This is a genomic window from Planomicrobium okeanokoites (assembly GCF_003428875.1).
GTDB lineage: Bacteria > Bacillota > Bacilli > Bacillales_A > Planococcaceae > Planococcus > Planococcus okeanokoites.
Genome location: NZ_QQRS01000001.1, coordinates 342,612 through 368,534 on the forward strand (window position 1 = coordinate 342,612; position 25,923 = coordinate 368,534).

General features: G+C 46.3%; 22 protein-coding genes. 20 read left to right on the plus strand and 2 right to left on the minus strand.

The features are described from left to right. Positions 1-64 precede the first annotated feature (64 nt). The 6 genes from dxs (at position 65) to D2910_RS01810 (ending at position 6,736) form a co-directional block, all read left to right on the plus strand. Positions 65-1,969: a 1-deoxy-D-xylulose-5-phosphate synthase gene (gene dxs, locus D2910_RS01785; RefSeq protein WP_084246044.1), complete on the plus strand. Its 1,905-nt coding sequence runs from the start codon at positions 65-67 to the stop codon at positions 1,967-1,969. Continuing rightward, on the plus strand, positions 1,966-2,787 hold the full coding sequence (locus D2910_RS01790; protein ID WP_117312197.1) for a TlyA family RNA methyltransferase: 822 nt from the start codon (positions 1,966-1,968) through the stop codon (positions 2,785-2,787). The genes dxs and D2910_RS01790 overlap by 4 nt, the downstream gene beginning before the upstream one ends. Positions 2,788-2,889: 102 nt before the next feature. After that, complete coding sequence (gene ahrC / locus D2910_RS01795) at positions 2,890-3,339, plus strand: transcriptional regulator AhrC/ArgR (protein WP_084246040.1); 450 nt, start codon at positions 2,890-2,892, stop codon at positions 3,337-3,339. 17 nt (positions 3,340-3,356) lie between these two features. Beyond that, the gene (gene recN / locus D2910_RS01800; RefSeq protein ID WP_117312198.1) at positions 3,357-5,054 is read left to right on the plus strand and encodes a DNA repair protein RecN; all 1,698 of its coding nucleotides are present in this window, start codon (positions 3,357-3,359) and stop codon (positions 5,052-5,054) included. Positions 5,055-5,088: 34 nt separating this feature from the next. Beyond that, entirely contained in the window at positions 5,089-5,847 is a 759-nt protein-coding gene (gene spo0A, locus D2910_RS01805) for a sporulation transcription factor Spo0A (RefSeq protein ID WP_117312199.1), read from the plus strand. Positions 5,848-6,016: 169 nt separating this feature from the next. Continuing rightward, a complete protein-coding gene (locus D2910_RS01810) occupies positions 6,017-6,736 on the plus strand; it encodes a glycerophosphodiester phosphodiesterase (RefSeq protein ID WP_117312200.1) in 720 nt (239 codons plus the stop codon). Positions 6,737-7,092: 356 nt separating this feature from the next. Here D2910_RS01810 and D2910_RS01815 read toward each other — a convergent pair whose 3' ends face one another. After that, on the minus strand, positions 7,093-7,326 hold the full coding sequence (locus D2910_RS01815) for a DUF2627 domain-containing protein (RefSeq protein WP_084246031.1): 234 nt from the start codon (positions 7,324-7,326) through the stop codon (positions 7,093-7,095). Positions 7,327-7,448: 122 nt separating this feature from the next. Between D2910_RS01815 and D2910_RS01820 the strand changes: the two genes are divergently transcribed. The 13 genes from D2910_RS01820 (at position 7,449) to D2910_RS01880 (ending at position 24,578) form a co-directional block, all read left to right on the plus strand. After that, the gene (locus tag D2910_RS01820; RefSeq protein WP_117312201.1) at positions 7,449-9,494 is read left to right on the plus strand and encodes a sigma-54 interaction domain-containing protein; all 2,046 of its coding nucleotides are present in this window, start codon (positions 7,449-7,451) and stop codon (positions 9,492-9,494) included. A gap of 130 nt (positions 9,495-9,624) precedes the next feature. Beyond that, positions 9,625-10,539, plus strand: a complete 915-nt coding sequence (yqiS, locus tag D2910_RS01825) for a phosphate butyryltransferase (protein WP_117312202.1) — start codon at positions 9,625-9,627, stop codon at positions 10,537-10,539. Between the two features lie 20 nt (positions 10,540-10,559). Further along, positions 10,560-11,654, plus strand: a complete 1,095-nt coding sequence (locus D2910_RS01830; protein WP_084246025.1) for a Leu/Phe/Val dehydrogenase — start codon at positions 10,560-10,562, stop codon at positions 11,652-11,654. A 20-nt stretch (positions 11,655-11,674) separates the two neighbouring features. After that, on the plus strand, positions 11,675-12,760 hold the full coding sequence (buk, locus tag D2910_RS01835) for a butyrate kinase (RefSeq protein WP_117312203.1): 1,086 nt from the start codon (positions 11,675-11,677) through the stop codon (positions 12,758-12,760). Positions 12,761-12,778: 18 nt separating this feature from the next. Further along, entirely contained in the window at positions 12,779-14,206 is a 1,428-nt protein-coding gene (gene lpdA, locus D2910_RS01840; protein WP_117312204.1) for a dihydrolipoyl dehydrogenase, read from the plus strand. A gap of 14 nt (positions 14,207-14,220) precedes the next feature. Next, positions 14,221-15,225 carry a thiamine pyrophosphate-dependent dehydrogenase E1 component subunit alpha gene (locus D2910_RS01845; protein ID WP_117312205.1) on the plus strand — a complete coding sequence of 335 codons (1,005 nt, stop codon included), beginning with the start codon at positions 14,221-14,223 and terminating at the stop codon, positions 15,223-15,225. Next, on the plus strand, positions 15,225-16,208 hold the full coding sequence (locus D2910_RS01850) for an alpha-ketoacid dehydrogenase subunit beta (RefSeq protein WP_084246017.1): 984 nt from the start codon (positions 15,225-15,227) through the stop codon (positions 16,206-16,208). The genes D2910_RS01845 and D2910_RS01850 overlap by 1 nt, the downstream gene beginning before the upstream one ends. Positions 16,209-16,550: 342 nt before the next feature. Next, positions 16,551-17,897 carry a dihydrolipoamide acetyltransferase family protein gene (locus D2910_RS01855; RefSeq protein ID WP_117312206.1) on the plus strand — a complete coding sequence of 449 codons (1,347 nt, stop codon included), beginning with the start codon at positions 16,551-16,553 and terminating at the stop codon, positions 17,895-17,897. Between the two features lie 220 nt (positions 17,898-18,117). Next, positions 18,118-19,812 carry a methylmalonyl-CoA mutase family protein gene (locus D2910_RS01860; protein ID WP_117312207.1) on the plus strand — a complete coding sequence of 565 codons (1,695 nt, stop codon included), beginning with the start codon at positions 18,118-18,120 and terminating at the stop codon, positions 19,810-19,812. A 1-nt stretch (position 19,813) separates the two neighbouring features. Next, positions 19,814-21,961: a methylmalonyl-CoA mutase gene (gene scpA / locus D2910_RS01865; RefSeq protein ID WP_117312208.1), complete on the plus strand. Its 2,148-nt coding sequence runs from the start codon at positions 19,814-19,816 to the stop codon at positions 21,959-21,961. Continuing rightward, positions 21,961-23,028, plus strand: a complete 1,068-nt coding sequence (gene meaB, locus D2910_RS01870) for a methylmalonyl Co-A mutase-associated GTPase MeaB (protein ID WP_117312209.1) — start codon at positions 21,961-21,963, stop codon at positions 23,026-23,028. Before scpA ends, meaB begins: the two co-directional genes overlap by 1 nt. 64 nt (positions 23,029-23,092) lie before the next feature. After that, positions 23,093-23,533, plus strand: coding sequence for a BrxA/BrxB family bacilliredoxin (locus D2910_RS01875; protein WP_084246007.1), 441 nt, complete (start codon positions 23,093-23,095; stop codon positions 23,531-23,533). A gap of 67 nt (positions 23,534-23,600) precedes the next feature. Then, on the plus strand, positions 23,601-24,578 hold the full coding sequence (locus D2910_RS01880) for an aromatic acid exporter family protein (RefSeq protein WP_117312210.1): 978 nt from the start codon (positions 23,601-23,603) through the stop codon (positions 24,576-24,578). A gap of 681 nt (positions 24,579-25,259) precedes the next feature. Here the strand turns inward: D2910_RS01880 and prli42 are convergent. Next, positions 25,260-25,355: a stressosome-associated protein Prli42 gene (prli42, locus tag D2910_RS16800; protein WP_158241215.1), complete on the minus strand. Its 96-nt coding sequence runs from the start codon at positions 25,353-25,355 to the stop codon at positions 25,260-25,262. Between the two features lie 166 nt (positions 25,356-25,521). Here prli42 and mce point away from each other — a divergent pair, with 166 nt between their 5' ends. Further along, a complete protein-coding gene (gene mce, locus D2910_RS01885) occupies positions 25,522-25,920 on the plus strand; it encodes a methylmalonyl-CoA epimerase (RefSeq protein WP_084246002.1) in 399 nt (132 codons plus the stop codon). Positions 25,921-25,923 lie beyond the last annotated feature (3 nt).

A 25,923-nucleotide genomic window follows, 5' to 3' on the forward strand; every position in this document is an offset into this window, starting at 1 on the left:
TGACAATTGATATAATGTAGAGAGAAATAAAGACGGAAAAATTTTTAAAAAGGTGTGTGATGGAATGGATCTTCATACGATTACTAGTCCATCTTTCTTAAAACAGCTGAGCAATGATCAGCTTGTTGACTTAAGTGAAGATATTAGACGATTTTTAATAGAGAACTTATCAAAAACCGGTGGACACATCGGCCCCAATCTTGGTGTGGTTGAATTGACGATTGCGCTTCATCGCGTATTCGACAGCCCATCGGACAAATTGATCTGGGATGTCGGGCATCAATCTTATGTCCATAAAATTCTTACCGGAAGAGCATCGCAATTTGACACGCTGCGTCAGTTCAAAGGACTTTGTGGTTTCCCTAAACGCAATGAAAGCGATCATGATGTATGGGAAACAGGACATAGCTCCACTTCATTATCCGCAGCAATGGGGATGGCTGCCGCACGTGATATCAAAGGCGCCAAAAATCATGTCATCCCGATTATCGGTGATGGGGCATTGACTGGCGGCATGGCCTTGGAAGCTCTTAACCATATCGGCCACGCCAACACGGATATGGTTGTCATCCTGAATGACAACGAGATGTCGATTGCACCTAATGTTGGTGCTTTGCATTCTGTGCTCGGGCGTATGCGTACTGCCGGTAAATACAATAAAGTCAAAGACGATCTCGAATACCTTCTTAAAAAGGTGCCGGCTGTCGGAGGCAAACTTGCCACCACGGCTGAACGTGTAAAAGACAGCCTCAAATATCTACTGGTATCAGGCATGTTTTTTGAAGAGCTTGGATTCACTTACCTTGGACCAATTGATGGCCATGACCTGGAAGAACTTGAAGACAATCTGCAATACGCCAAAAAAGTTGGCGGACCTGTACTATTGCATGTCGTTACCAAAAAAGGTAAAGGCTTCTTGCCTGCGGAACAGGATAAAATCGGTACATGGCACGGAACTGGCCCTTATAAGATCGATACCGGGGATCTCGTGAAATCATCATCGAAAGCACCTTCCTGGAGTGGCTTGGTGGCTGAAACCGTCCGCAAGCTGGCACGTACAGACGAACGCATTGTAGCGATTACGCCTGCGATGCCGGTTGGATCCAAGCTGGAAGGCTTCGCTTCTGAATTTCCGAACCGTTTCTATGACGTGGGCATAGCAGAACAGCATGCCACCACGATGTCTGCCGGACTTGCTACACAAGATATGAAACCTTTCCTGGCCATTTATTCGACATTCCTTCAACGCGCATATGACCAGGTGGTCCATGATATCTGCCGCCAAAACCTGAATGTTTTCATCGGCATTGACCGCTCCGGTTTAGTAGGGGCGGACGGCGAAACGCATCAGGGTGTATTTGATGTCGCATTCCTCCGCAACTTGCCGAATATGGTTGTTATGATGCCGAAAGATGAAAATGAAGGACAGCATATGGTCAAAACCGCCATCGACTATAATGGAGGTCCGATTGCCTTGCGCTATCCGAGGGGCAACGGACTGGGTGTAGAGATGGATGCCGAGCTTCAGGCATTGCCGATCGGCAGCTGGGAAGTCTTGAAAAAAGGTACAGATGCCGTCATCCTGACTTTCGGTACCACAATACCGATGGCGATGGATGCTGCAGAAAAACTTTCTGAAAAAGGCATCAATGCAGAAGTTGTTAACGCCCGTTTCATCAAACCGATGGATGAAGAAATGCTTCACTCCATTTTCAAACGCAATATACCTGTGATGACCATTGAAGAAGCGATTCTTCAGGGTGGTTTCGGCAGCGCGGTGCTTGAGTTTGCCCATGATCATGGTTACCATGATGCAACAATCGACCGAATGGGGATTCCGGATCAATTCATTGAACACGGTGATGTTGCCGAATTGATGGATGAAATCCATATGAACAGCGACCAAGTTGTCAGTACCATTCAGAATCTGATTCCAGAAAAATCACAGGCAGGCTACAAAGCCCTATGAACAAAATCAAAAAAGAACGTGTGGATGTTCTCCTTGTAGATCGGGGAATCTGTGAAACACGTGAGAAAGCGAAACGCGCCATCATGGCTGGAATCATCTATTCCGGTTCTGAACGGCTGAACAAACCGGGAGAAAAGATCTTTTCGGATGCTCCATTGCAAATGAAGGGCAATGATCTTAAATATGTCAGCAGGGGTGGCTTGAAACTTGAAAAAGCCTTGGCTGAATTCGATCTGTCCGTCGATGGCAAACTGATGCTCGATATCGGCTCTTCCACCGGCGGTTTTACGGATTGCGCCTTGCAGAACGGTGCTGCCCATTGCTACGCCTTGGACGTCGGTTATAATCAGCTGGCTTGGAAAATCAGGCAGGACAATCGGGTGACAGTTATGGAACGGACGAATTTCCGTCATTCCAAACCTGAAGATTTTACGGAAGGTCTGCCTGAATTCGCCAGCATTGATGTATCATTCATTTCATTGAAAATCATCCTGCCGGTCTTGAAAACAATCCTGGTGCCGGGGGGCGATGTGATTGCCCTCGTGAAACCTCAATTTGAAGCAGGCAGGGAAAATGTAGGCAAAAAAGGTATTATCCGCGATCCCAAAATCCATAAAGATGTGCTGATAAAAGTCGGCGGTTTCGCATCTGAAGCCGGTTTTCATATCAGGAATATGTCCTACTCCCCCATAACTGGAGGAGAAGGTAACATCGAATTCCTCTTTCATCTGCAATCGGCTTTCGACGGGGAAGAAGTTTCCTCCATTTCTGAAGCGGATGCTGTTCAGACAGTCGCATCAGCACATGAAAATCTTTAGCAGGCAAACACATTCCTTCGGGCATGTGTTTTCTTGTTTTTAACCACATTTAAGGTTACGATATAAAAGAATTAGAATAATTATTCATTCAGGGGGCACATTATGAATAAAGGACAACGCCATATAAAAATTCGTGACCTCATCTCGAACCGTGAGATTGAAACGCAGGATGAATTGGTGGATATTTTAAAAGCAGGTGGATACGAAGTCACTCAAGCTACGGTTTCAAGAGATATAAAAGAATTGCATCTCGTCAAAGTGCCATTGCAGGACGGACGCTATAAATACAGTTTGCCTGCGGATCAGCGCTTCAATCCGATGCAGAAATTGCACCGTGCGCTAACTGATGCGTTTGTCAGCATCGACGGCGCCAGCCATTTTCTTGTCATGAAGACCCTGCCGGGAAATGCTCATGCCATAGGTTCATTGATAGACCATCTGGACTGGCCAGAAATACTTGGAACAATTTGCGGTGATGATACCTGTTTGATTATATGCAGGGATACAGAACATCGGGACATACTAAAACAGCGCTTGATTGAAATGCTTTGATGAAGAGGTGAAAACTGATGCTTCGTGAATTGGATATTAAGAATTTTGCTATCATAGATAATCTGACAGTCAGTTTTACCGAAGGGCTTACCGTGTTGACCGGGGAAACTGGAGCCGGAAAATCGATCATCATCGACGCGGTCAATCTTTTGGCGGGCGGCAGAGGGAGCCAGGAATTTATCCGGCACGGTGCCAGTAAAGCTGAAATAGAAGGGCTTTTCTCTATTGATGACCCTAAACATCCGGTTTTCCGTAAAATGGAAGAAATTGGAATAGATTTTTCTGAAGGCGATGTATTATTGCGGCGCGAGTTGAACGATAAAGGGAAAAATGTCTGCCGGATCAACGGCAAACTGGTGACGATTTCTATTCTGCGTGAAGTAGGCGGCGCGTTAATCGATATACATGGCCAGCATGAGACCCAGGAGCTGATGGATGAAAAACGCCATCTGCATTTATTGGATCAATATTCCGGAAAGAGCCTTTCAAAAGCGAAGGCAAGTTATGCCAATACTTATGAAAAGTACACGAAATTAAAACGTGAATTTTCTTCCTATAACGAAAATGAACAGCAAATTGCCCAGCGGATCGATCTGCTGACTTTCCAGCTCCGGGAAATCGAAGCGGCTGAACTTATCGCCGGTGAGGAAGAAGAGCTTGCGCTTGAACGGAAAAAACTCCAGAATTTCAATAAGATATATGAATCGGTTTCTGCTGCGCATGAAGCGATTCAAGGAGAATCCAAAGGTTTGGACTGGGTGGGCTCTGCAATGTCTGAGCTGGAGCATGCCGCTTCTGTAGATGAAACATATCAAAGCCATTCAGAAATGGTCAGCGGTGCGTTCTATCAATTACAGGATACGGCTACAGAGATAAAGCGCATGCTGGATGACATGGAATTCGACCCAGCCAGACTCAATGAAATCGAACAGCGTTTAGCCGCCATCCAGTCACTTAAAAGAAAGTACGGTGCATCCGTCGAAGATATTCTCATCTATCAGGAAACCCAGACGGATGAGTTGGATAAATTGCTGAATCGTGATCAGCGGCTCCAATTGGATCAGCAGAAACTGAAAGAGTTGAAAGAGGACCTGAAAATCGATGCGGAAGAGCTGACTTTATTGAGAAAAAAAGCAGCCAGCCGACTCAGCAAAGATATCATGGAGCAGCTGCGGGAGCTGCATATGGGAAAAGCATCATTTGAAGTGGTCTTCGAACCTTTTGCACCCGGTAAATTCGACCGGAATGGCGGAGATTCCATCGCTTTCCATATTTCTACCAATCTCGGTGAACCTTTAAAGCCGTTGACTAAAGTCGCTTCAGGTGGTGAGCTTTCCCGCATGATGCTGGCTTTGAAAACAATCTTCTCGAAGCATCAGGGAATCACTTCCATTATTTTCGATGAAGTCGATACGGGAGTCAGCGGCCGTGTAGCTCAAGCAATCGCGGAAAAAATTGCGGCGATATCTGTACATTCCCAGGTATTATGCATTTCGCATCTGCCGCAAGTTGCGGCTATGGCGGATCAGCATCTTTTCATCGAAAAGCGGATTGAAAAGAAACGCACCATCACAGCTGTCCATGAATTGGATGGCCGTGAACGGACAGAAGAGATGAGCAGGATGCTTTCCGGAGCGGAAATTACAGAATTGACCTTACAGCATGCTGACGAATTGCTGAAGCTCGCCAAAGACCGCAAACTTGCGATGAGATAATCTTCAAAGAGCAGGTACAGGAGGACGTGGAATTATGGAAAAGATAAATGTCGCGATTGCCGATGATAATCGGCAATTAGCGGATATGATGGTGGAGTATCTGAACTTACAGCCGAATATGGAAGTGGTGGCAGTTGTCCATAACGGAAAAGAATGCATAGAAATGCTGAAAAAGCAGAAAGTTGATATCTTATTGCTGGATAATATCATGCCTTTTTTGGATGGGATCGGTGTATTGGATGCCATCAAAGGGGAAGAAGACTTAAAAAACGTCCGAGTGATCATGCTGTCAGCATTTGGCCAGGATACCCTGATGAGCCAGGCTGCTCAAAACGGAGCATCCTATTTCATCATGAAACCGTTTGAACTCGATCGTCTGGCAAAGCAGATTGAACATATAATGGAAGAAAAGAACACGGAACCTGAAGTGAAGGATGACCCCGTAACTGCGGTCATAAAAGAGATCGGCATTCCGGCACACATCAATGGCTATATTTATCTGAAAGAAGCAGTCCATCTCGTGCTGGAAGATCCTAATATAATCCATAAAGTGACGAAGTCATTATATCCAGGTATTGCCGAAAGATTCGACACAACATCGACCCGTGTGGAACGTTCAATACGCCATGCAATAGAACTTGTGTGGAACCGGGGAGATATTAAAGCGATAGCTCAGACTTTCGGCTACAGTGAGGATTATTTGAAGAATCGGCCGGCTAATTCGGAATTTATTGCCATGCTGCATGAAACAGTCAATCGGAATATGGAAAATGAAAACCAGGATTCCGAGTAACGAATAGTGCACAATCGGATATTATTTCACCATAGACATCGGATCAGCAGTATCCGGTGTCTTTTTGCTATTCGGATAACTGTACATCTTTCCTCAGCGTGGTAAAATGGACACCGAATGAAAAAATTATCCTAAACTTGAAAATCCATAAGCAGAAAGCGTGGTATTCATGCAAAATATAGAAATCTACAGCCATCGTGGAGCGTCATCCGTAGCGCTCGAGAATACATGGCCTGCTTTTCGCAAGGCCTGTGAGTTGGGAGTGGGCATTGAGCTGGATGTTCAGATAACTAAAGATGGAGTAGTGCTGGTATTTCATGATGATGATCTTAAAAGGCTCGGTGGGAGGAACCTGAGGATTGAAGAAATCGACTATGAAAAAATCAAGGATCTGAGAATAGGCAAACGGGGGCGACGGAAATTTTCGGCCGACCGCATCCCTTTGGCCTATGAAGTTTTTCACTGGGCAAAGGAGAAGTCGGTGCCTTTGAATATTGAAATAAAAGAATCATTTGCAGTTCATTCCGAGGGACCGGAAATTCTGGCGGCTATGCTCGAAGGGCTTAAAAATATTCATCTGTCTTCCTTTAATGCTGAAATTTTGAAGGAAATGAAACAGCTTAAACCAGAAATTGAAACTGCCTTGGTCATCAAGAAAAAACATAAACTGCAATTCTTGGACAAGTTGACCTGGGTCGACGGCATCCATCTGCATAAAAGGCTTTATTCAGAAAAACTTCTGATCCGGTTGAATGACATGAGAAAGAAGATAAGGATCTACGGAATCGTGGGAACGGAAAAAGCGGTAAAACAGCCTTCGCGACACCTGTCTGGAATCATTACGGATTATCCCGGTAAAATAAAAGAAAAAATGCGTCTGCCCGATTGAGGCAGACGCATTTTTTTAGTTTGTTGAGAAATAGTGAAATCTAAGCAACCGATATTGCGCAAAACAGCTGCGCTTTCCTGGGGGCTTGCACTGAGCTAACTCGGTCTCGGTCCCCTTCACCCGAGTGGATCTCAGTACTTCACTCGAACCGGAGTTGGAACCCAACTCCGGTTCTAACCCCCTGGGAGTCTTGCTGATTTGCTCCATATCTCAAAATCACTCTCAATTAAGAAGTACCTGACAAATTAAAATGCATCAAGAGTCGGCGAAGAGCACAGATGTGTACTTGCATCACTGTGGCAATTTGTTAACCTGTCTTTTGCATTTAAGATTTAAACGGTCATTTCCGCTTTTCCTTATTTCTGGAATCTCTTCGATACCGTTCCTTTTTTCCGGTCGCGATTCAACAGGAACCCTGCGAAGAATCCGATGCCGAGAACAGTGAATAGCAGTCCCAATGAAAATTGCAGCCAAAGCACTGGATAAGGTTCGAGCAATTTATTGAATACGGAATCTCTCATAAGTTTTATGCCATAAGCGGCCATGACTCCAGGAATTAAAAGAATGATGAATGCTATTAAACGTCCCATGTTTCCACTCCTTCTTTGTCTATTGTTCAGATTTCCGTTAAAGTTGTCAAGAATTCCTGCCTGATGTAACCTTAAATAAGATTGCAATCTATTGCATAGTAAGCAAAGGAGTTTGAATTATCTTGCAAAAAGTACTGATAATAGGCGGCGGTGCAGGCGGTTCTGCTTTGCTTGAAATGCTCCGTGATTCCGAGAATCTGGAGATGGTCGGTATCGCGGATATCAATCCGGCTGCACCGGCTTTGGAACTGGCGAAAGAATTAGGGATCAGCATCAGAAAGAGTTATACGGACTTTCAAAAAAACGATTTTGATATTGTGATCAATGTCTCCGGCAGCAATGAAGTGCAGCGGCAATTGGAAAACTATTTTCCGGTCAGCACTGTCATCATTCCGGGGAGCATTGCGAATTTTATTGTAAAGCTGATAAACGAAAAAGAACATTTCATCAAAAAACTCAGCGGCGAAAGCCACAAACAGAATATCATTTTCAATTCAATTGAAGAAGGGATGATCGGCATTGACCGATCCAGCCATATCATTTTCATGAACCGTTCTGCTTCAAGGATGCTGGAAAAAGATTCCCGTGAAGTTATTGGGAAACATATCCATGAATTAATCTCCACGAGTGAACTTCCGAGGATATACGAAACGGGAAGGGTCGAATTGAACAGGGAACTGCAGTTAAAAAATGGCTTGAAAATCGTCACTTCCCGATTTCCCATGATTGATGAAAACGGTGAAATCATCGGTGCATTCGCAGTGTTCCAGGATATCACTGAAGTGGTTTCGCTGGCTGAGGAAATTACGGATCTGAAAGAAATCCAAACGATGCTGCAAGCAATTATCCAGTCGAGTGATGATGCCATTTCAGTGGTGGATGAAAACGGCTACGGTCTTCTGGTTAATCCGGCCTATACAAGAATTACCGGTTTGCACATGGACGATGTAATCGGCCAGCCTGCCTCAGCGGATATTTCAGAAGGTGAAAGCATGCATTTGAGGGCGCTCCAAACAAGAAAACCGGTGCGCGGCGTGAATCTTAAAGTGGGACCGGCAAACCGGGAAGTGATCGTCAATGTGGCGCCGATCATTGTGGATAATATTTTGAAAGGCAGCGTAGGCGTCATCCATGACACAACAGAAATCAGATCGCTCATGAAAGAACTGGACCGCGCAAGAAGCATTATCAGGACATTGGAATCCAAATATACATTCGATGATATCATCGGCCTGTCTCCGGAAATGCAATTATCGCTGCAACAGGCGAAATTGGCGGCGCAGACGCCAGTCACTGTATTGCTGCGGGGCGAATCAGGAACCGGAAAAGAATTATTCGCACATGCAATCCACAGTGCAAGCGACCGCAAATACAATAAATTTGTCAGGGTAAACTGTGCCGCGTTGTCAGAAGAATTACTGGAAAGCGAACTCTTCGGTTATGAAGAAGGTGCAATGCCCGGAGTCAAAAGCGGTGAAAAGAAAGGGCTGTTCGAAGAGGCTAACAATGGCAGCATTTTCATAGATGAGATCGGTGAATTGTCACCTGCTATTCAAAGTAAATTATTGAGGGTTCTGCAGGAACATGAAACACTGCGGATAGGAGGGGCGACACCGGTCCCCGTGAATGTACGGGTCATAGCCTCCACAAACGCCAATATGGAAAAAGCGCTGTTGGATGGGACTTTCAGGGAAGACTTGTATTACCGGTTGAACCGGATGCCAATCCTCATTCCGCCTCTACGGAGCAGGAAACAGGACATACCCCGTATCGTGGACCGGCTTCTGATGAAATTGAATCAGGAATACGGTAGAAACGTGGAAAGCATTACTGACAAAGCACTGCAGCTATTACGTTTATACGATTGGCCTGGTAATGTGCGAGAGTTGGAGAATGTCATAAGCAGAGCGATGATCTTCATGAATATCAATGAAAAAATTCTGACCGAAAAAAATATCCCCTTGAATATGATCAAAGCGGCCGAAACGAAGAACGAAGTGGCGATTGAAAGCGGCAGTCCGCTCCAGGAGCAGCTTGACACGGTTGAACGGGGGATACTGCAACGGGCTCTGGAGCAGCATAAAGGAAATAAATCGAAGACGGCAAAAGCCTTGGATGTATCTTTAAGAACACTCTATTACAAGTTAGAAAAGTTTGGATTAGATTAATTTTGCAGCTTATTGCACGATTTTGCAATAATTTGCAAAGAGATACGCTGTTTTTGCCCGATAAAACGCTTACATCCCTTATATTGCAAGGTTCTTTCTGTTTTAATTAAGTAGAATGAGGTGATAATTGATGACCACATTAAATGAAATAGTCGAACAAATTTCTTCAGAAGTGAAACAAAATGATGTGGCGGTTGCCGCTGCTGCTGATATGGAAGTATTAGAGGCAGTCAACATGGCGATCTCACGCAATATAGCCAGTTTTAGCCTCTTTGATGAAGAAGCGAAACTCAAGGCGATGATGAGTGAACATTTCCCTCATCTGCTGAATCATCCTAAAGTCAGGCTGATAAATGTAAAAGGGGCTGCGCAAGCAGCAAATGCCGCGGTGAAATCGGTTTTCGTCAAGGATTCCAATGTTCTGATGAAAGGGCATATTCCTACAGCTGTGCTGTTGAAGGCCGTGCTGAATGATGAATATGGTTTGCGCACAGGAAATATTCTGTCGCATGTTGCGGCTTTCGAAGTTGCTGGTTTTGACCGGCTGATCTTCATTACGGATGCCGGTATGAATATCACTCCTGATCTCATGCAAAAAGCGCAGATTATTCGGAACGCAGTGCAAGTTGCGCGGTCTGTTGGAGTCGATACTCCTGTTGTGGCACCGCTTGCAGCCGTTGAAGTGGTTAATCCGGCAATGCAGGCGACTCTTGATTCCGCAGCCTTGACTGCTATGAACAAGAGGGGGCAAATCACTGATTGCATCGTCGATGGCCCGCTGGCTTTAGACAACGCAATATCGGCCATTGCTGCTGAGCATAAGGGCATCACCGGTACTACCGCAGGAAATGCAGATATATTAGTGGTTCCTAACATCGAATCCGGCAATATCCTTTACAAATCGCTGGTCTATTTCGCGAAAGCGAAAGTCGGCGGAGTCATCGCGGGTGCAAAGGCACCGATAGTGCTGACTTCACGGGCAGACAGCGCCGAAAGTAAATTATATTCACTAGCATTGGCGATAAAATCATCCGCCATTGAATAAATCATTAGGAGGAATTTAAAATGGAAATATTCAAAAAAATGGAAGAACATGATTATGAGCAATTGGTATTTTGCCAGGACAAGAATTCCGGATTAAAAGCGATCATTTGCATCCATGACACTACATTAGGGCCTGCTCTTGGCGGAACGCGCATGTGGAATTACGAAACAGAAGAAGAAGCGATCGAAGACGCAATCCGTCTGGGACGCGGAATGACATACAAAAATGCTGCGGCTGGCTTAAACCTTGGCGGCGGTAAAACCGTTATCATCGGGGATCCATTGAAAGATAAGAACGAAGAAATGTTCCGTGCATTCGGACGTTTCATCCAAGGTTTGAATGGACGTTATATCACGGCTGAAGATGTAGGAACAACTGTTGCAGATATGGATTTGATCCACGAAGAAACAGATTTCGTAACAGGGATTTCCCCTGCGTTCGGTTCTTCAGGCAACCCTTCACCGGTTACAGCCTACGGTTGCTACATCGGAATGAAAGCAGCTGCTCTTGAAGCTTTCGGAGATGATTCTCTTGAAGGCAAAACTGTAACTGTACAAGGCGTAGGAAACGTGGCTTATACACTATGCGAATACCTGCACAAAGAAGGCGCAAACCTGATCGTTACAGATATTAACAAAGACGCAGTTCAGCGTGCGGTAGATAACTTCGGTGCTACAGCGGTTGAACCGAACGAAATCTATTCACAGGAAGCGGATATATTCGCTCCATGTGCAATGGGCGCAATCATCAATGACGATACAATTCCGCAATTGAAAGTGAAAGTTGTCGCTGGTTCAGCAAACAACCAGTTAAAAGAAGAACGTCACGGTGATGAACTGGAATCACGCGGCATTGTCTATGCACCTGACTTCGTCATCAATTCTGGCGGGGTAATCAACGTAGCCGATGAACTTTACGGATACAATAACGAACGTGCGATGAAGCGCGTAGAAACGATCTACGACAGCATTTCACGCATTTTCGAAATTTCGAAACGTGATGGAATCCCTAGCTACCAAGCTGCAGACCGTATGGCAGAAGAACGCATCGAGCGCGTGCGCAAATCACGCAGCCAATTCCTGCGCAATGAACACAATATCATCAGCAGACGCTAATTTGAAATGGAGGGATCGCTTTGCAGGAACAGACTTATCGCATATTGGTCATTAACCCGGGATCTACATCTACGAAAATAGGCGTTTTTGACAATGATACTCTGATCATGGAAAAAACGATCCGCCATTCGACCGAAGCGATCAATGAATTTCCATCGATCATCGACCAGTTCGCATTTCGTAAACAGACCATTCTGGAAGCTTTGGATGAAGAAGGCATGAATATTTCCAAACTTTCGGCTGTCTGCGGCCGTGGTGGATTGCTGCGGCCGATCGAAGGCGGCACCTATTCGGTGAATGAAGCGATGCTGGCGGATCTCAGAAAAGGGGTTTCAGGTCAGCACGCTTCCAATCTGGGCGGCATCATTGCAAACGAAATTGCCGAAGGACTGAATATCCCTGCTTTCATAGTAGATCCGGTAGTGGTGGATGAACTGGATCCGATTGCCCGCATATCAGGTTTTTCCCTGATCGAGCGGAAATCGATTTTCCATGCGCTCAACCAGAAAGCAGTAGCCAGAAGATATGCAAAAGAAAAAGGCCGGAGATATGAAGATCTCAGGCTTATCGTCACCCATATGGGGGGCGGTATAACTGTCGGCGTCCATAAAGAGGGCCGAGTGGTCGAAGTCAATAACGGATTACATGGAGACGGCCCTTTCAGCCCTGAACGGGCAGGTACCGTTCCGGCCGGTGATTTGGTTGAATTGTGTTTTTCCGGACAATATTATCGCCATGAAATCATGAAGCGGCTCGTAGGCCAGGGGGGACTTGTCAGTTACTTGGGCACGAATGATGCCGTGACTGTTGAAAAGCGTATACAAAAAGGTGATCAACAGGCAGAGATGGTCTATGATGCCATGGCTTACCAAGTGGCAAAGGAAATCGGTTCGGCAAGTGCTGTGCTGCACGGCAAAGTTGATGCCATCATTCTGACCGGTGGACTTGCTTACGGAAAAGGCTTTGTGAAAGCGATTTCCGATCGCATCAACTGGATTGCAGATGTTGCTGTTCATCCGGGGGAAAATGAATTACAGGCTCTTGCTGAAGGTGCGGTAAGGGTTTTGAATAAAGAAGAAGAAGCTAAAATTTATCCGGCTTTATAATAGAAGGAGGACATTTACATGGCACAGAATTATGATGTAGTCATCCTTGGCGGCGGAACCGGCGGTTATGTTGCCGCTATCCGTTCAGCACAATTAGGCTTGAAAACGGCAATCGTTGAAAAAGGCGAACTTGGCGGAACTTGCCTTCACAGAGGATGCATTCCGAGCAAAGCATTGCTCCGAAGCGCAGAAGTATACTCGACTGCAAAAAACCACGCGGCTGATTTTGGAGTCAATACAGGTGAAGTCAGCCTTGATTTTTCCAGAGTGCAGCAGCGTAAACAAGGAATCGTCGACCAATTGCACACTGGTGTTCAAGGATTGATGAAAAAAGGGAAGATCGATGTTTATGAAGGCATCGGACGTATTCTGGGACCTTCCATCTTTTCTCCGAATCCAGGTACGATTTCTGTTGAAATGAATAATGGCGAAGAAAACGAAATGCTGATTCCGAATAACGTCATCATCGCAACCGGTTCACGGCCGCGAAGCCTGCCTGGCCTTGAAATTGACGGTGACTTCGTGATGAGTTCAGACGAAGCGCTTGCCATGACGGAATTGCCTAAGTCAATACTGATTGTCGGCGGCGGTGTCATCGGCATCGAATGGGCCTCAATGCTCAACGACTTCGGTGTTGAAGTGACGGTCATCGAATACGCTGACCGCATTATTCCAACTGAAGATAAAGATATCTCAAAAGAGATGCTTAAATTATTGAAGAAAAAAGGGATCACTTTTGCAACAAGTGCTAAAGTGATGGCTGATACTCTTGAAAAAAGCGATAACGGCGTTACGATCCAAGCAGAAATCAATGGCGAAAACCAAAGCTTCTCTGCTGAAAAAATGCTTGTGTCCGTTGGGCGCCAGGCAAATGTTGAAAATATCGGGATCGAAAATACGGACATCATTGTGGACAAAGGGTTTATTCAAGTGAAAAACACTTTCCAGACTAAAGAGTCCCATATCTATGCAATCGGCGACGTAATCGGCGGCCTTCAATTGGCACATGTTGCATCTCATGAAGGCATCACCGCCATAGAACATATTAAAGGCAATAACCCGCATGCCATCGATTATGACAAAGTTTCCCGGTGCATCTATTCTAATCCGGAAGCTGCAAGCGTAGGCATTACTGAAGAGCAGGCAAAAGAAAAAGGCCATGACGTTAAAGTTGGCAAATTTTCTTTCAAAGCGATCGGAAAAGCGCTCGTCTATGGTGAAAGTGACGGTTTTGTCAAAATCATCGCTGATAAAGAAACAAATGACGTCCTTGGCGTCCATATGATCGGACCGCATGTGACGGATATGATTTCCGAAGCAGGTCTGGCAATGGTCCTCGATGCAACTCCATGGGAAATTGCAGATACGATCCACCCTCACCCGACCTTGTCCGAAGTCATGGGTGAAGCTGCTCTTGCCGTTGACGGCAAAGCAATCCACAGTTAAAGGAGGAAATTTGAATGTCAGCTAAACACGAAGAAATTGGTTTGTCGAATGATGATGTACTGAAAATGTATGAAACGATGCTGATGGCACGCCGTGTCGATGAGCGTATGTGGCTTTTGAACCGCGCGGGTAAAATCCCGTTCGTAATTTCATGCCAAGGCCAGGAAGCAGCTCAAGTAGGCGCAGCTTTCGCACTTGATAATGAAAAAGATTATATTGCTCCTTATTACCGCGATATGGGGGTAGTCCTGCATTTCGGCATGACGCCAAAAGATTTGATGCTTTCCGCATTTGCGAAAGCGGAAGACCCGAACTCAGGCGGCCGCCAAATGCCTGGCCACTTCGGCCAGAAGAAAAACCGTATCCTGACAGGCTCTTCGCCAGTAACGACTCAGCTTCCTCATGCTGTCGGCGTTGCTTTGGCTGGGAAAATGAAAAAACAGGATTTCATCACTTTCACGACTCTTGGTGAAGGTTCGTCCAACCAGGGAGATTTCCATGAAGGCATGAACTTTGCCGGCGTCCATAAATTGCCGGTCATCATTATGGTGGAAAACAATAAATACGCGATACCCGTTCCTTTCGAACGTCAAATTGCGAGCAAAAACGTTTCGGACCGTGCAATCGGATACGGTATGCCAGGCGTTACAATCGACGGCAACGACCCGATTGAAGTATACAAACACGTTAAAGAAGCTGCTGACCGCGCTCGCCGCGGCGAAGGGCCGAGCCTGATCGAAACTGTTTCAGAACGTATGACTGCCCACTCATCAGATGATGATCACAGACAATACCGTTCAGCAGATGAACTGGCTGCACAAAAAGAGCAGGATCCAATCCTTACTTTCGGTGCTTACTTGAAAGAAAACGGCATCCTGAATGATGAACTTGAAAAAGAAATCAACGACCGCATCATGGCTGTAGTAAACGAAGCAACTGACTATGCTGAAAATGCGCCTTACGCAGCACCTGAAGATGCAATGAAATATGTCTATGCAGAAAAAGGAGGGAACGAATAATGGCAGTAATGAATTATATTGACGCCATAACGCTCGCCATGAAAGAAGAGATGGAACGTGACGAGAACGTATTCGTTCTCGGAGAAGATGTCGGTAAAAAAGGCGGCGTCTTCAAAGCGACTGCCGGTCTTTACGATCAATTTGGCGAAGACCGCGTTCTTGATACGCCACTGGCAGAATCAGCTATTGCCGGTGTTGGAATCGGTGCAGCTATGTATGGCCTTCGTCCGATTGCAGAAATGCAATTTGCCGATTTCATCATGCCTGCGGTGAACCAGATCATTTCCGAGGCTTCACGTATCCGTTACCGTTCAAACAATGACTGGTCATGCCCGATCGTTTTCCGTGCTCCATTTGGCGGGGGCGTCCACGGTGCGCTTTACCATTCCCAATCAGTGGAAGCGGTATTCGCCAACCAGCCCGGTTTAAAAATTGTCATCCCGTCAACACCATACGACGCAAAAGGTCTTTTGAAAGCGGCTATCCGCGACGAAGATCCGGTCATGTTCTTTGAGCATAAACGTGCTTACCGCCTTATCAAAGGCGAAGTGCCGGAAGACGATTATACGATTGAAATCGGAAAAGCCGATGTTAAACGTGAAGGTGAAGACATTACCGTCATCACTTATGGTCTGGCTGTCCATTTCGCATTGCAGGCTGCTGAACGTCTTGCTGAAGATGGCTATTCTGCGCACATCCTTGACCTCCGCACCATCTATCCATTGGATAAAGAAGCAATCATTGAAGCTGCTAAGAAAACAGGGAAAGTGCTTCTTGTAACTGAAGACAATAAAGAAGGAAGCATCATCGGTGAAGTGGCGGCGATCATTGCCGAAAACTGCCTGTTCGACCTGGATGCGCCGATTATGCGCCTTGCGGGACCTGATGTTCCGGCAATGCCATATGCCCCGACCATGGAGAAATTCTTTATGATCAACCCGGATAAAGTTGAAAAAGCGATGCGTGAGCTTGCTGAATACTAGAAAGAATTTCTAAAACATATTTAGGCAGAAGTAAAGAGCCGGTATAATCATGCCGCTTCGGCGCTTAGGACAAAGCTCCCGCAATAAGCCGAGAAGACCACTCGTCTTATTGCTCCGCTCAGTCCATATGCGCGCCGGCGCTGAGTAAAATTTCTAAAGATATGGAGCAAAACAACGAAGACTCCCAGGCGACCAAGCGAAGTGCTGAGATCCACTCGGGCGAAGTGTAACGAGCACGAGTTAGCTCAGCGCAAGCAGCCAGGAAAGCGGAGCTGTTTTGCGGAATATCGACTGAATAGAATCATTAATTCAACATATTTAGAAGAAAAAGGAGGAATCCCTTTGGCTATTGAAAATATTAAGATGCCTCAACTTGGCGAAAGTGTCACTGAAGGAACGATTGAAAAATGGCTCGTTGCTCCCGGCGACCACGTCAACAAGTATGATGCACTTGCTGAAGTGAATACAGATAAAGTTACAGCGGAAGTGCCTTCTTCATTTACTGGTAAGATAATAGAATTGGTCGCTTCTGAAGGTGATACGCTTTCTGTTGGTGAGATTGTCTGCACAATCGAAACTGAAGGCGGAGATTCTGAACCGGTGGAAGAAGCGAAACCGGCTGCAGACGAAAAAGCCAATGAAATGCCAGCTGCGGGCGCAAAACCGACAGATGGCCTGAAAGGCGAAAAAGGTTCTTCACAACCGGCCAAGGCCAGTGGTTCAAAAGCTCGTTATTCACCTGCGGTCATGCGTTTGGCTCAGGAGAATGATATCGATTTGACTCAGGTTGAAGGTTCCGGCAATGAAGGGCGTATTACGCGTAAAGACATAATGGCTCTTATTGAAAGCGGAAATATTCCAAAAGCTGGTGATGCTCCAGCTGCTTCTTCACAGCAAACTGAAGAAACAACTCAAGAGCAGCCAGCAGCTTCAACTCCATCTGCACCTGCACAGAAAGCTCCATCAGCACCAATCCAAAGTGCTCCCGGAGATGTTGAAATTCCGGTTACCGGCGTTCGCCGTGCAATCGCTGCAAACATGCTGAAGAGCAAACACGAAGCTCCGCATGCATGGATGATGATTGAAGTCGACGTTACGAACCTGGTTCAATACCGTGACTCAATCAAAGGCGATTTCAAGAAAAAAGAAGGATTCAATATCACTTATTTCGCTTTCTTCGTAAAAGCGATCTCCCAGGCGTTGAAAGAATTCCCGATGATGAATTCAATGTGGGCTGGCGATAAGATCATCCAGAAAAAAGACATCAATATTTCAATTGCTGTTGCTTCAGATAACGCTTTATTCGTTCCAGTCATCAAAGACGCGGATGAAAAATCCGTTAAAGGCATCGGCAAGGAAATCAACGAGCTGGCTTTAAAAGCGCGTTCCGGCAAACTCGGTTCAGCTGAAATGCAGGGCGGCACATTTACAGTCAATAACACAGGGTCGTTCGGTTCTGTCCAGTCGATGGGGATCATCAACCATCCACAGGCGGCAATCGTCCAAGTGGAATCGATTGTTAAACGTCCGATGATCATGGATAACGGCATGATCGCAGCCCGCGACATGGTTAACCTGTGTCTTTCTCTTGACCACCGTGTACTGGACGGACTAGTTTGCGGCCAATTCCTTGGACGTGTCAAAGAAATACTTGAGAACATGTCAAAAGAAAATACTTCAGTATATTAAGGAAAGCGAAAGCGCCCGTTCAGCCCTGAAAGGCATAAGACGAATCAGTGCAGCGGTCCTGACCGCGCAGCTGAGTTGGCTTATGACCCGAAGAGTTGGGCTGCTGGAGTCTGGACAATCAGAAAAAAGCTTGAAGTCTCCGGACTTCAAGCTTTTTTGGCTTTAATAGACCGGCGTTCTCAGGTAAAATGGAGAAGAGATAGATAAGGGAGGGAATATTTTGACGATCGATTCGATGAAACAAACAAAATTTCCGAAACGTACATACGAAGATTGGCTGCAGGCTGCTGAAAAAGCGATTGGCGGCAAGCCGGTCGATCCGACACTTAAAACACAGACAATTGAAGGCGTTGAATTAGAACCCTTATATACGAAAGAGATGCTTGAAACTTTGGGAGACCTTCCCGCTTTCCAACAGGACGCAGTAAGAAATGGTAAGAAAGAGGCAGGATGGCTGATAGCGCAGGAAGTTCTTTCCGAATCACCATCGGATTTTCTGGTGAAAACCAAAGAAGATCTTTTGAAGGGCAATGATATGGTGGTTTACACCAGTTCACAGGAATTCAACTGGACTGACCAGGAACTTGCGCAATTGGCGGAACTTTTGATCAAACACCCTTTTTATTTTAAATTGACAAGTGAAGATACGGATATATTGCGGGTCTTTGATTTCATCGAGGAAACACAGCACAGCGGATTAAGAGGGGTGATTTTCTCAGAAGAAGAAACTGCCGCCCCGGGGAATGTCAGAACACGTCTGGTTGATACCATTCCAGTTCACCACGCTGGCGGAACAATCATCCATGAATTGGGAGTGGCTCTGAGTATACTTGCTGAAACGATTAAAGATGGCAATTATAAGGAAACAGCCGCGAAGACGTGGGTCCGTTTTGCTGTGGACACTCAGTTCTTCCAGGAAATTACTAAACTTCGCGCATTCCGCGGACTATGGAAAGCATTCAGCGAAGCTTATGGCGAGGAAGCGGTGAGCATGCCTGTGTATACGGAAACTTCTGTCCGTTCCTATTCAAAACTTGATCCGTATGTCAATTTGCTGCGTGCAGGAAATGCCAGTTTTGCAGCAGTATTGGGCGGCACGGATGCCCATACGGTACATCCGCATGATTTTTTGACGGTGTCACAGCCTTCCAGCCGCAGGATTGCGCGCAATGTACAATTGGTCATTAAAGAAGAAAGCCATGCTTCACGTGTGCTGGATGCTTCAGCGGGTTCGTATTTTATCGAACACCTGACAAATGAGTATATTGATGCTTCTTGGAATTACTTCCTTGAGATTGAAGAAGCCGGCGGCTATTCTGAAGTAATCAAATCAGGCTGGCTGGCTGACGACATCCAAGGGAAATGGCTTGAGCGCAAAAACCTCGCAGCCGAACGCAAAATTTCATTGATTGGTACCAATATCTATGCAAACCCGCAGGAAGCGGTAAAAGATCATTCCATAGATGCAAGCCATTTGGAATATATAACTGCCAAGCGATTGGCGACACCGTTCGAAAAGCTTCGTGCCAGAAGCCGGGAAGTGGAATTGAAGACGGCCATCATCCATCTGGGTCCATTAAAAGATGTCAAAGCAAAATCCGATTTCGTGGAAGGTCTATTGGCAGTCGGCGGCATCGAACCGGAAATCAGCCCCGAGCTGGATGATGCCGAGGCACTTAACAATTATCTTACTGATCACCATATCGATTATGCAGTGCTTTGTGGGCTTCAGGAAAAACTGGAGATGGTTATTCCTGCTATCAACAGCAATACTGTACTTGATGTGGCCGGAAAATACCCGGCGGAACTGATGGAAACCTGGAAATCAGCTTCGTTATCTGATGCTGTCTATTCAGGGCAGAATATAGTCGAGAAGCTGGAACAGATTCTGAACTTAGGAAAGAAGGCGCTTTAATATGACCAAACCCGATTTTTCCAAAGTCAATATGAAAAAATTCACCTCCAATAGCCATGGATCCGTTGGAGGTGAAGATTTCCTGACAAATGAAGGAATAACCATCAAACCGGCATATTCTCCAGACGATGCTGCCGGAGTCGAAGATACATTGCCCGGATATGCTCCTTACATACGTGGACCGTATCCGACAATGTATGCTTCTAGACCATGGACTGTCCGCCAATATGCTGGATTTTCAACAGCCGAGGAAAGCAATGCCTTTTACCGCCGCAATCTGGCGATGGGACAAAAAGGATTGTCCGTCGCATTTGACCTTGCTACTCACCGCGGTTACGATTCAGACCATCCCCGCGTAGTAGGAGACGTCGGAAAAGCAGGCGTGGCAATCGACAGTGTTGAAGATATGAAAATTCTGTTTGACGGCATACCGCTCGATAAAATGTCGGTTTCCATGACAATGAACGGAGCAGTTCTGCCGATTATGGCATTTTTCATCGTAGCGGCGGAAGAACAGGGAGTCACACCAGACCAATTGGCTGGCACGATTCAGAATGACATTTTGAAAGAGTATATGGTGCGCAATACGTATATTTATCCACCTGCAATGTCGATGAAGATCATTGCCGATATTTTTGAATACACGTCGAAGAAAATGCCGAAATTCAATTCCATCTCTATTTCCGGCTACCACATTCAGGAAGCGGGGGCGACGGCGGATATTGAACTGGCCTATACGCTTGCTGACGGGTTGGAATATGTACGGACAGGTTTGAAAGCTGGTATCGGCATCGATTCATTCGCTCCCCGCTTATCGTTCTTCTGGGGAATCGGCATGAATTATTTCATGGAAGTGGCAAAAATGCGAGCTGCCCGCGAAATCTGGGCCAAAATGATGAAGTCGTTTGATCCACAGAATCCGAAATCCTTGGCGCTGCGCACGCATTCCCAAACTTCAGGGTGGAGTCTGACCGAACAGGATCCTTTCAATAATGTAACGCGTACTTTGCTTGAAGCGAATGCTGCCGCAATGGGGCATACACAATCACTCCACACCAATGCACTTGATGAAGCGATAGCGCTGCCGACAGATTTCTCTGCCCGCATTGCCCGCAATACGCAGCTGTTCCTGCAGGAAGAAACAGGAATGACCGATGTCATCGATCCATGGGGCGGTTCTTTCTATGTAGAGAGCCTGACTAAGCAATTGACCGATAAGGCATGGGAATTGATAGAAGAAGTCGAAGAACTCGGCGGTATGGCAAAAGCGATTGAAACAGGTCTGCCGAAAATGCGGATTGAAGAAGCTGCGGCGAAAAAGCAGGCGCAGATCGATTCCGGTGAAGAGTCGATCATCGGCGTCAACCGCTATCGTCTGGATCAGGAAGACCCAATTGATATCTTGAATATCGATAATACGATGGTGCGCAAAAAGCAGATTGAACGCATTGAATTGGCGAAAGCGAAAAGAAACAGCGATCGAGTGAAACAGGCACTCGACGAACTCACAGCCGCAGCTAAAGAAGGAAGAGAAAATATTCTCGATTGTGCTGTAAGAGCTGCCCGTGAACGGGCGACACTCGGTGAAATTTCGGATGCCATCGAACTCGCATCCGGCAGACATAAGGCGGTGATCCGTTCTGTGAGCGGTGTATACAGTTCAAACTTCTCGAACCAGCAGGAAATTGAAACCGTCAAGGAAATGACGGAAGACTTTATTGAAAATGAAGGCCGGAGACCTCGTATCCTGGTCGCTAAAATGGGACAGGACGGCCATGATCGTGGTGCCAAGATTATTGCCACCGCTTTCGCTGACCTGGGCTTTGATGTGGATATCGGACCGCTGTTCCAGACTCCTTCGGAAACTGCCCAGCAGGCGGCTGAAAATGATGTCCATGTGATCGGTGTAAGTTCTCTCGCAGCAGGACACCGTACATTGGTGCCGGATCTTGCAGCAGAACTGCAAAAATTGGGACGTGAAGATATTCTGATTGTAGTCGGGGGCGTAATTCCTGCTCAGGATTATGAATTCTTACGGAATAACGGCGCGAGTGCCATCTTTGGACCAGGCACCGTAATTCCTGTCGCTGCCCAAAAAGTGATCGAAGAAATTTACGTGCGCCTCGGATATGAGGAAGTGGCGGACTGATGGAGCGCGACAACGGCTCTAGACGTGTCATGGATGGTGTGAATGCTGCGCATGATGGCATGGCGCCGGCGCCGCGGAAAAAGTTTAAAAAACCTGAACAGAAGATGCTGGATATCGAAGAAATCGCTGAAGGTGTCAAAAGCGGTTCGCGCTTGCATCTCGGTAAAGCCATCACCTTGCTGGAAAGTTCGAATCCATCCCATAAAAAGGATGGGCAGGCACTGCTGAACAGACTTCTGCCCTTCACCGGTAAAAGTCTTCGTATCGGTATCACGGGTGTGCCGGGTGCCGGGAAAAGCACGTTCATCGAAACCTTCGGTGAGATGATCACCGGTCTTGGCTTACGTGTAGCAGTATTAGCGATAGATCCAAGCTCATCCATTACTGGCGGCAGCATCCTGGGTGACAAAACCAGGATGGAGCAGCTTGCCAAAAATCCGAAAGCCTTTATTCGTCCATCACCGACAGCCGGAACGCTTGGCGGCGTCCATAAAAAAACACGTGAAACGATGCTGCTTTGTGAAGCTGCGGGTTATGACATCATTTTAGTGGAAACAGTAGGTGTCGGTCAGAGTGAAACATTGGTGCGTGGGATGGTGGACATATTCATGCTGCTTGTACTGACCGGCGCGGGAGATGAGCTGCAGGGTATGAAAAAAGGGATACTGGAGCTGGCGGATGCCATCCTGGTCCATAAAGCCGACAGCGGCAATCTCCCTTTGGCTGAAAAGACGGTGCGCGAATATAAAGGGATGCTTCATTTCCTGCAGCCGGCGACCGAAAACTGGAAAACACGGGCTCTCGCTGTTTCTTCCCTTGAAAATAATGGAATTCAGGATGTCTGGGATATGGCAAAGGAATTCGAGGCGACTGCCAAAGATAACGGCATCTTCAATAAACGCAGGCAAACCCAGACCAAGGATTGGTTCCGTTCGATGATTACAGATGAATTATATGGCAGGTTTTTTGAGGACCCGGACAAACGCAGGATGGTCAAGGAATTGGAACAGCAAATACTGGATGAAGAACTTACAGTTGCGCAGGCAATTCATCAATTATTCGAGTAAGCTTTTTTGCAGAACTCGCTGACACCTGCTATGATTATTACAGATAATAGAAGGAGTGATAGCGTTGAGTATGGATTTTAATTTCCTTATGAATGATATAGCAACACAAGCCCGCAAAGAATTGACAGACGGTGGCTATAAAGAACTGACAACACCTGAAGAAGTCAATGAGGCGCTGACTCAATCTGGTACTAGCCTTGTCATGATCAACTCGGTCTGCGGCTGTGCAGGCGGCATCGCTAGACCTGCAGCACTTCACGCGGTCCATTACGACAAACGCCCGGATAACCTTTACACGGTTTTTGCGGGGCAGGACAAAGAAGCGACTGCCCAGGCACGCGCAATCTTCGGCGACGACCATTTGCCGTCATCTCCATCTTTTGCAATCGTCAAAGACGGGAAAATGGTGGATGAAATCGGACGCCATGAAATTGAAGGCCATGATCCAATGTCGGTTATCACGCATATTCAGGCGTTGTTTGAAGAGCATTGCAACGAAATCTAAAAAGAAAATGCCCCTCAAAAAGGGGCGTTTTTTTATGCCGGGATAAAAAGGGGTGAGGAATCTGAAAATGAAACGATTGTCGATCGGCTACCGTACATTGAAAACTGCTGTCGGAGTCATTATCGCGATTTCACTGGCGCAATTGCTGCAGCTCGAATTTTTTGTTTCTGCAGGCATTCTGACCATCCTTTGCATTCAGCCTACAAAGAAGCGTTCCATCCGTGCAGCTCTATCCAGATTCATCGCCAGCCTGATAGCAATCGGCTATGCCTCTATTTTTCTGGAAGGAATCGCTTATCATCCCGTTGTTGTCGGTTTAATGATTCTATTGTTCATACCGGTGCTTGTTAGCCTTCGGTTTGCAGATGGTTTCGTATCAAGTTCCGTCATCATTTTTCATATCTACAGCGCGGGTAATTTGACAGGCAGCCTGATTTTAAATGAAATTCTTCTTATGGTAGTCGGTTTTGGTACAGCGTTATTGGTCAATATGTACATGCCAAGCATAGAGAAAAAACTCGACGATTACCGTTATCAGACAGAAGTGCTTTACGCGAAGATCCTGCATGAAATGGCTGGATACCTTAAAGACGGCAAGAGCGACTGGGATGGCAAAGAGCTGATGCAGACTGAAGAATTATTGAAAAAAGCAAAAGCTCTGGCATATCAGGATGTTGAGAACCACGTAACGCGGCTTGAAAATAAATATTACCGGTATTTTGATATGCGCCAGGATCAATTTGAAATCATCGAACGCATTCTGCCGAAAATATCCACATTGCCCGTCCTTGTTAAACATGCCCAATTGATCGCCGATTTTCTTAACGATCTGGCGGATCATGTCCATGCCGGCAATACCGCTTACCATTACCTTGATAAGCTGGAAGTTGTGAAGAAGGAATTTTCACTGCTTCCGCTGCCCGAGAGCCACGAAGAATTCCAGTCGATGGCCGCTTTATACCAGGTCATCGAAGAACTGGATGCCTATCTGGAAATCAAACAATCCTATAGAGGATTTACAAACAAGAAGACGGCCGAGGAGTAATCTCCCCGGCCGTTTTTAGGCTGTCTAGGAATTGTTGATTTCTTCAATCATTGCGCTCTAGCCGGACGCGTTCCGCTGGGAGCTGCCTGAGCCTCCTCAGTCGCTGCGAAAACCGATGCTCCTGTCTCTGCATCGCTGCGCTAGCTTCGAGACATGAAAAACCGTTGCAGCGCCAGCGCTTCGTCGCAAAGGTTCGACCGAATGCTGTTCGGTCAAACCTTCCCTGCGGGGTCTCAGGACTAGCTCTGAATCCAGCAGGAAAGACATTGGCCGAAGCTTGCGAGGACAAGTCTTTGCGACGAAGCAGTGCAGCGATGCAGGAGCACATCTTTGCCCTTCGCCGCCTGCCGCTTCATTTTGTTGTGGTGAAGAATCTGTTTGTTGGCTTCCTCACTTCTAATTGGATTGTATAAGTTGCTACTTATTTATTGAAAGTATTGCTTAGATATGGAGCAAAACAGCGAAGACTCCCAGGTGAGTAGAAACGGAGTTGGCTTTCCAACTCCGTTTCGCGCGAAGTGCTGAGATCCACTCGGGCGAAGTGGAACGAGCCCGAGTTAGCTCAGCGCAAGCCACCAGGAAAGCGGAGCTGTTTTGCGGAATATCGTTTTCCTAGCCTGATTTCTGAACACAAAAACGGCCGAGGAATGATCCCCGGCCGTTTTTTGTGTTCAGGATTTATTAAAGTACAAAGCTTAATCCCATCATTAAGCTGGAAAGAAGCATCAAGGCAACCATAGCGTAGACGATGACTTTGCGGAATGTTTGATTTCTCATTAATCGATAATCTCCTTTATGTGCATTTGAACTTGTAGGTAGAATAACATAATTCTCTGTAATTTTGAAGAGGCAAGCGCTATACGCCAAATATTCTTCAACAACTAGAGTTTTTCACTGCGAATCGGTACAATAAGAAAGAAGCAAAAAGAAGGTGGGATAATCGATGAAGAAAGTTGATCATATCGGCATCGCCGTGCGAAACCTGGATGACGTTCTTCCCTATTACACGGAAACGCTCGGCTGTCCATTATTGAAAATCGAGGAAGTCGAATCTGAACGCGTGCGTGTGGCATTTATCGATGCGGGCAACATCAAACTGGAATTGCTGGAACCGATGGACGACAGCAGTGCGATTCATAAATTCCTTGAGAAAAAAGGCGAAGGCATCCACCACATCGCTTTCGGTGTCGAAAATATCGAACAGCGAATGGATGAGTTGAAAGAAAAAGGCGTCCGTTTATTGAATGAACAGCCAAAACAAGGTGCAGGCGGAGCTTTAGTCGCTTTCATGCATCCTAAATCGTCAAACGGCGTGCTTTATGAATTGTGTCAGAAACAGTAGATA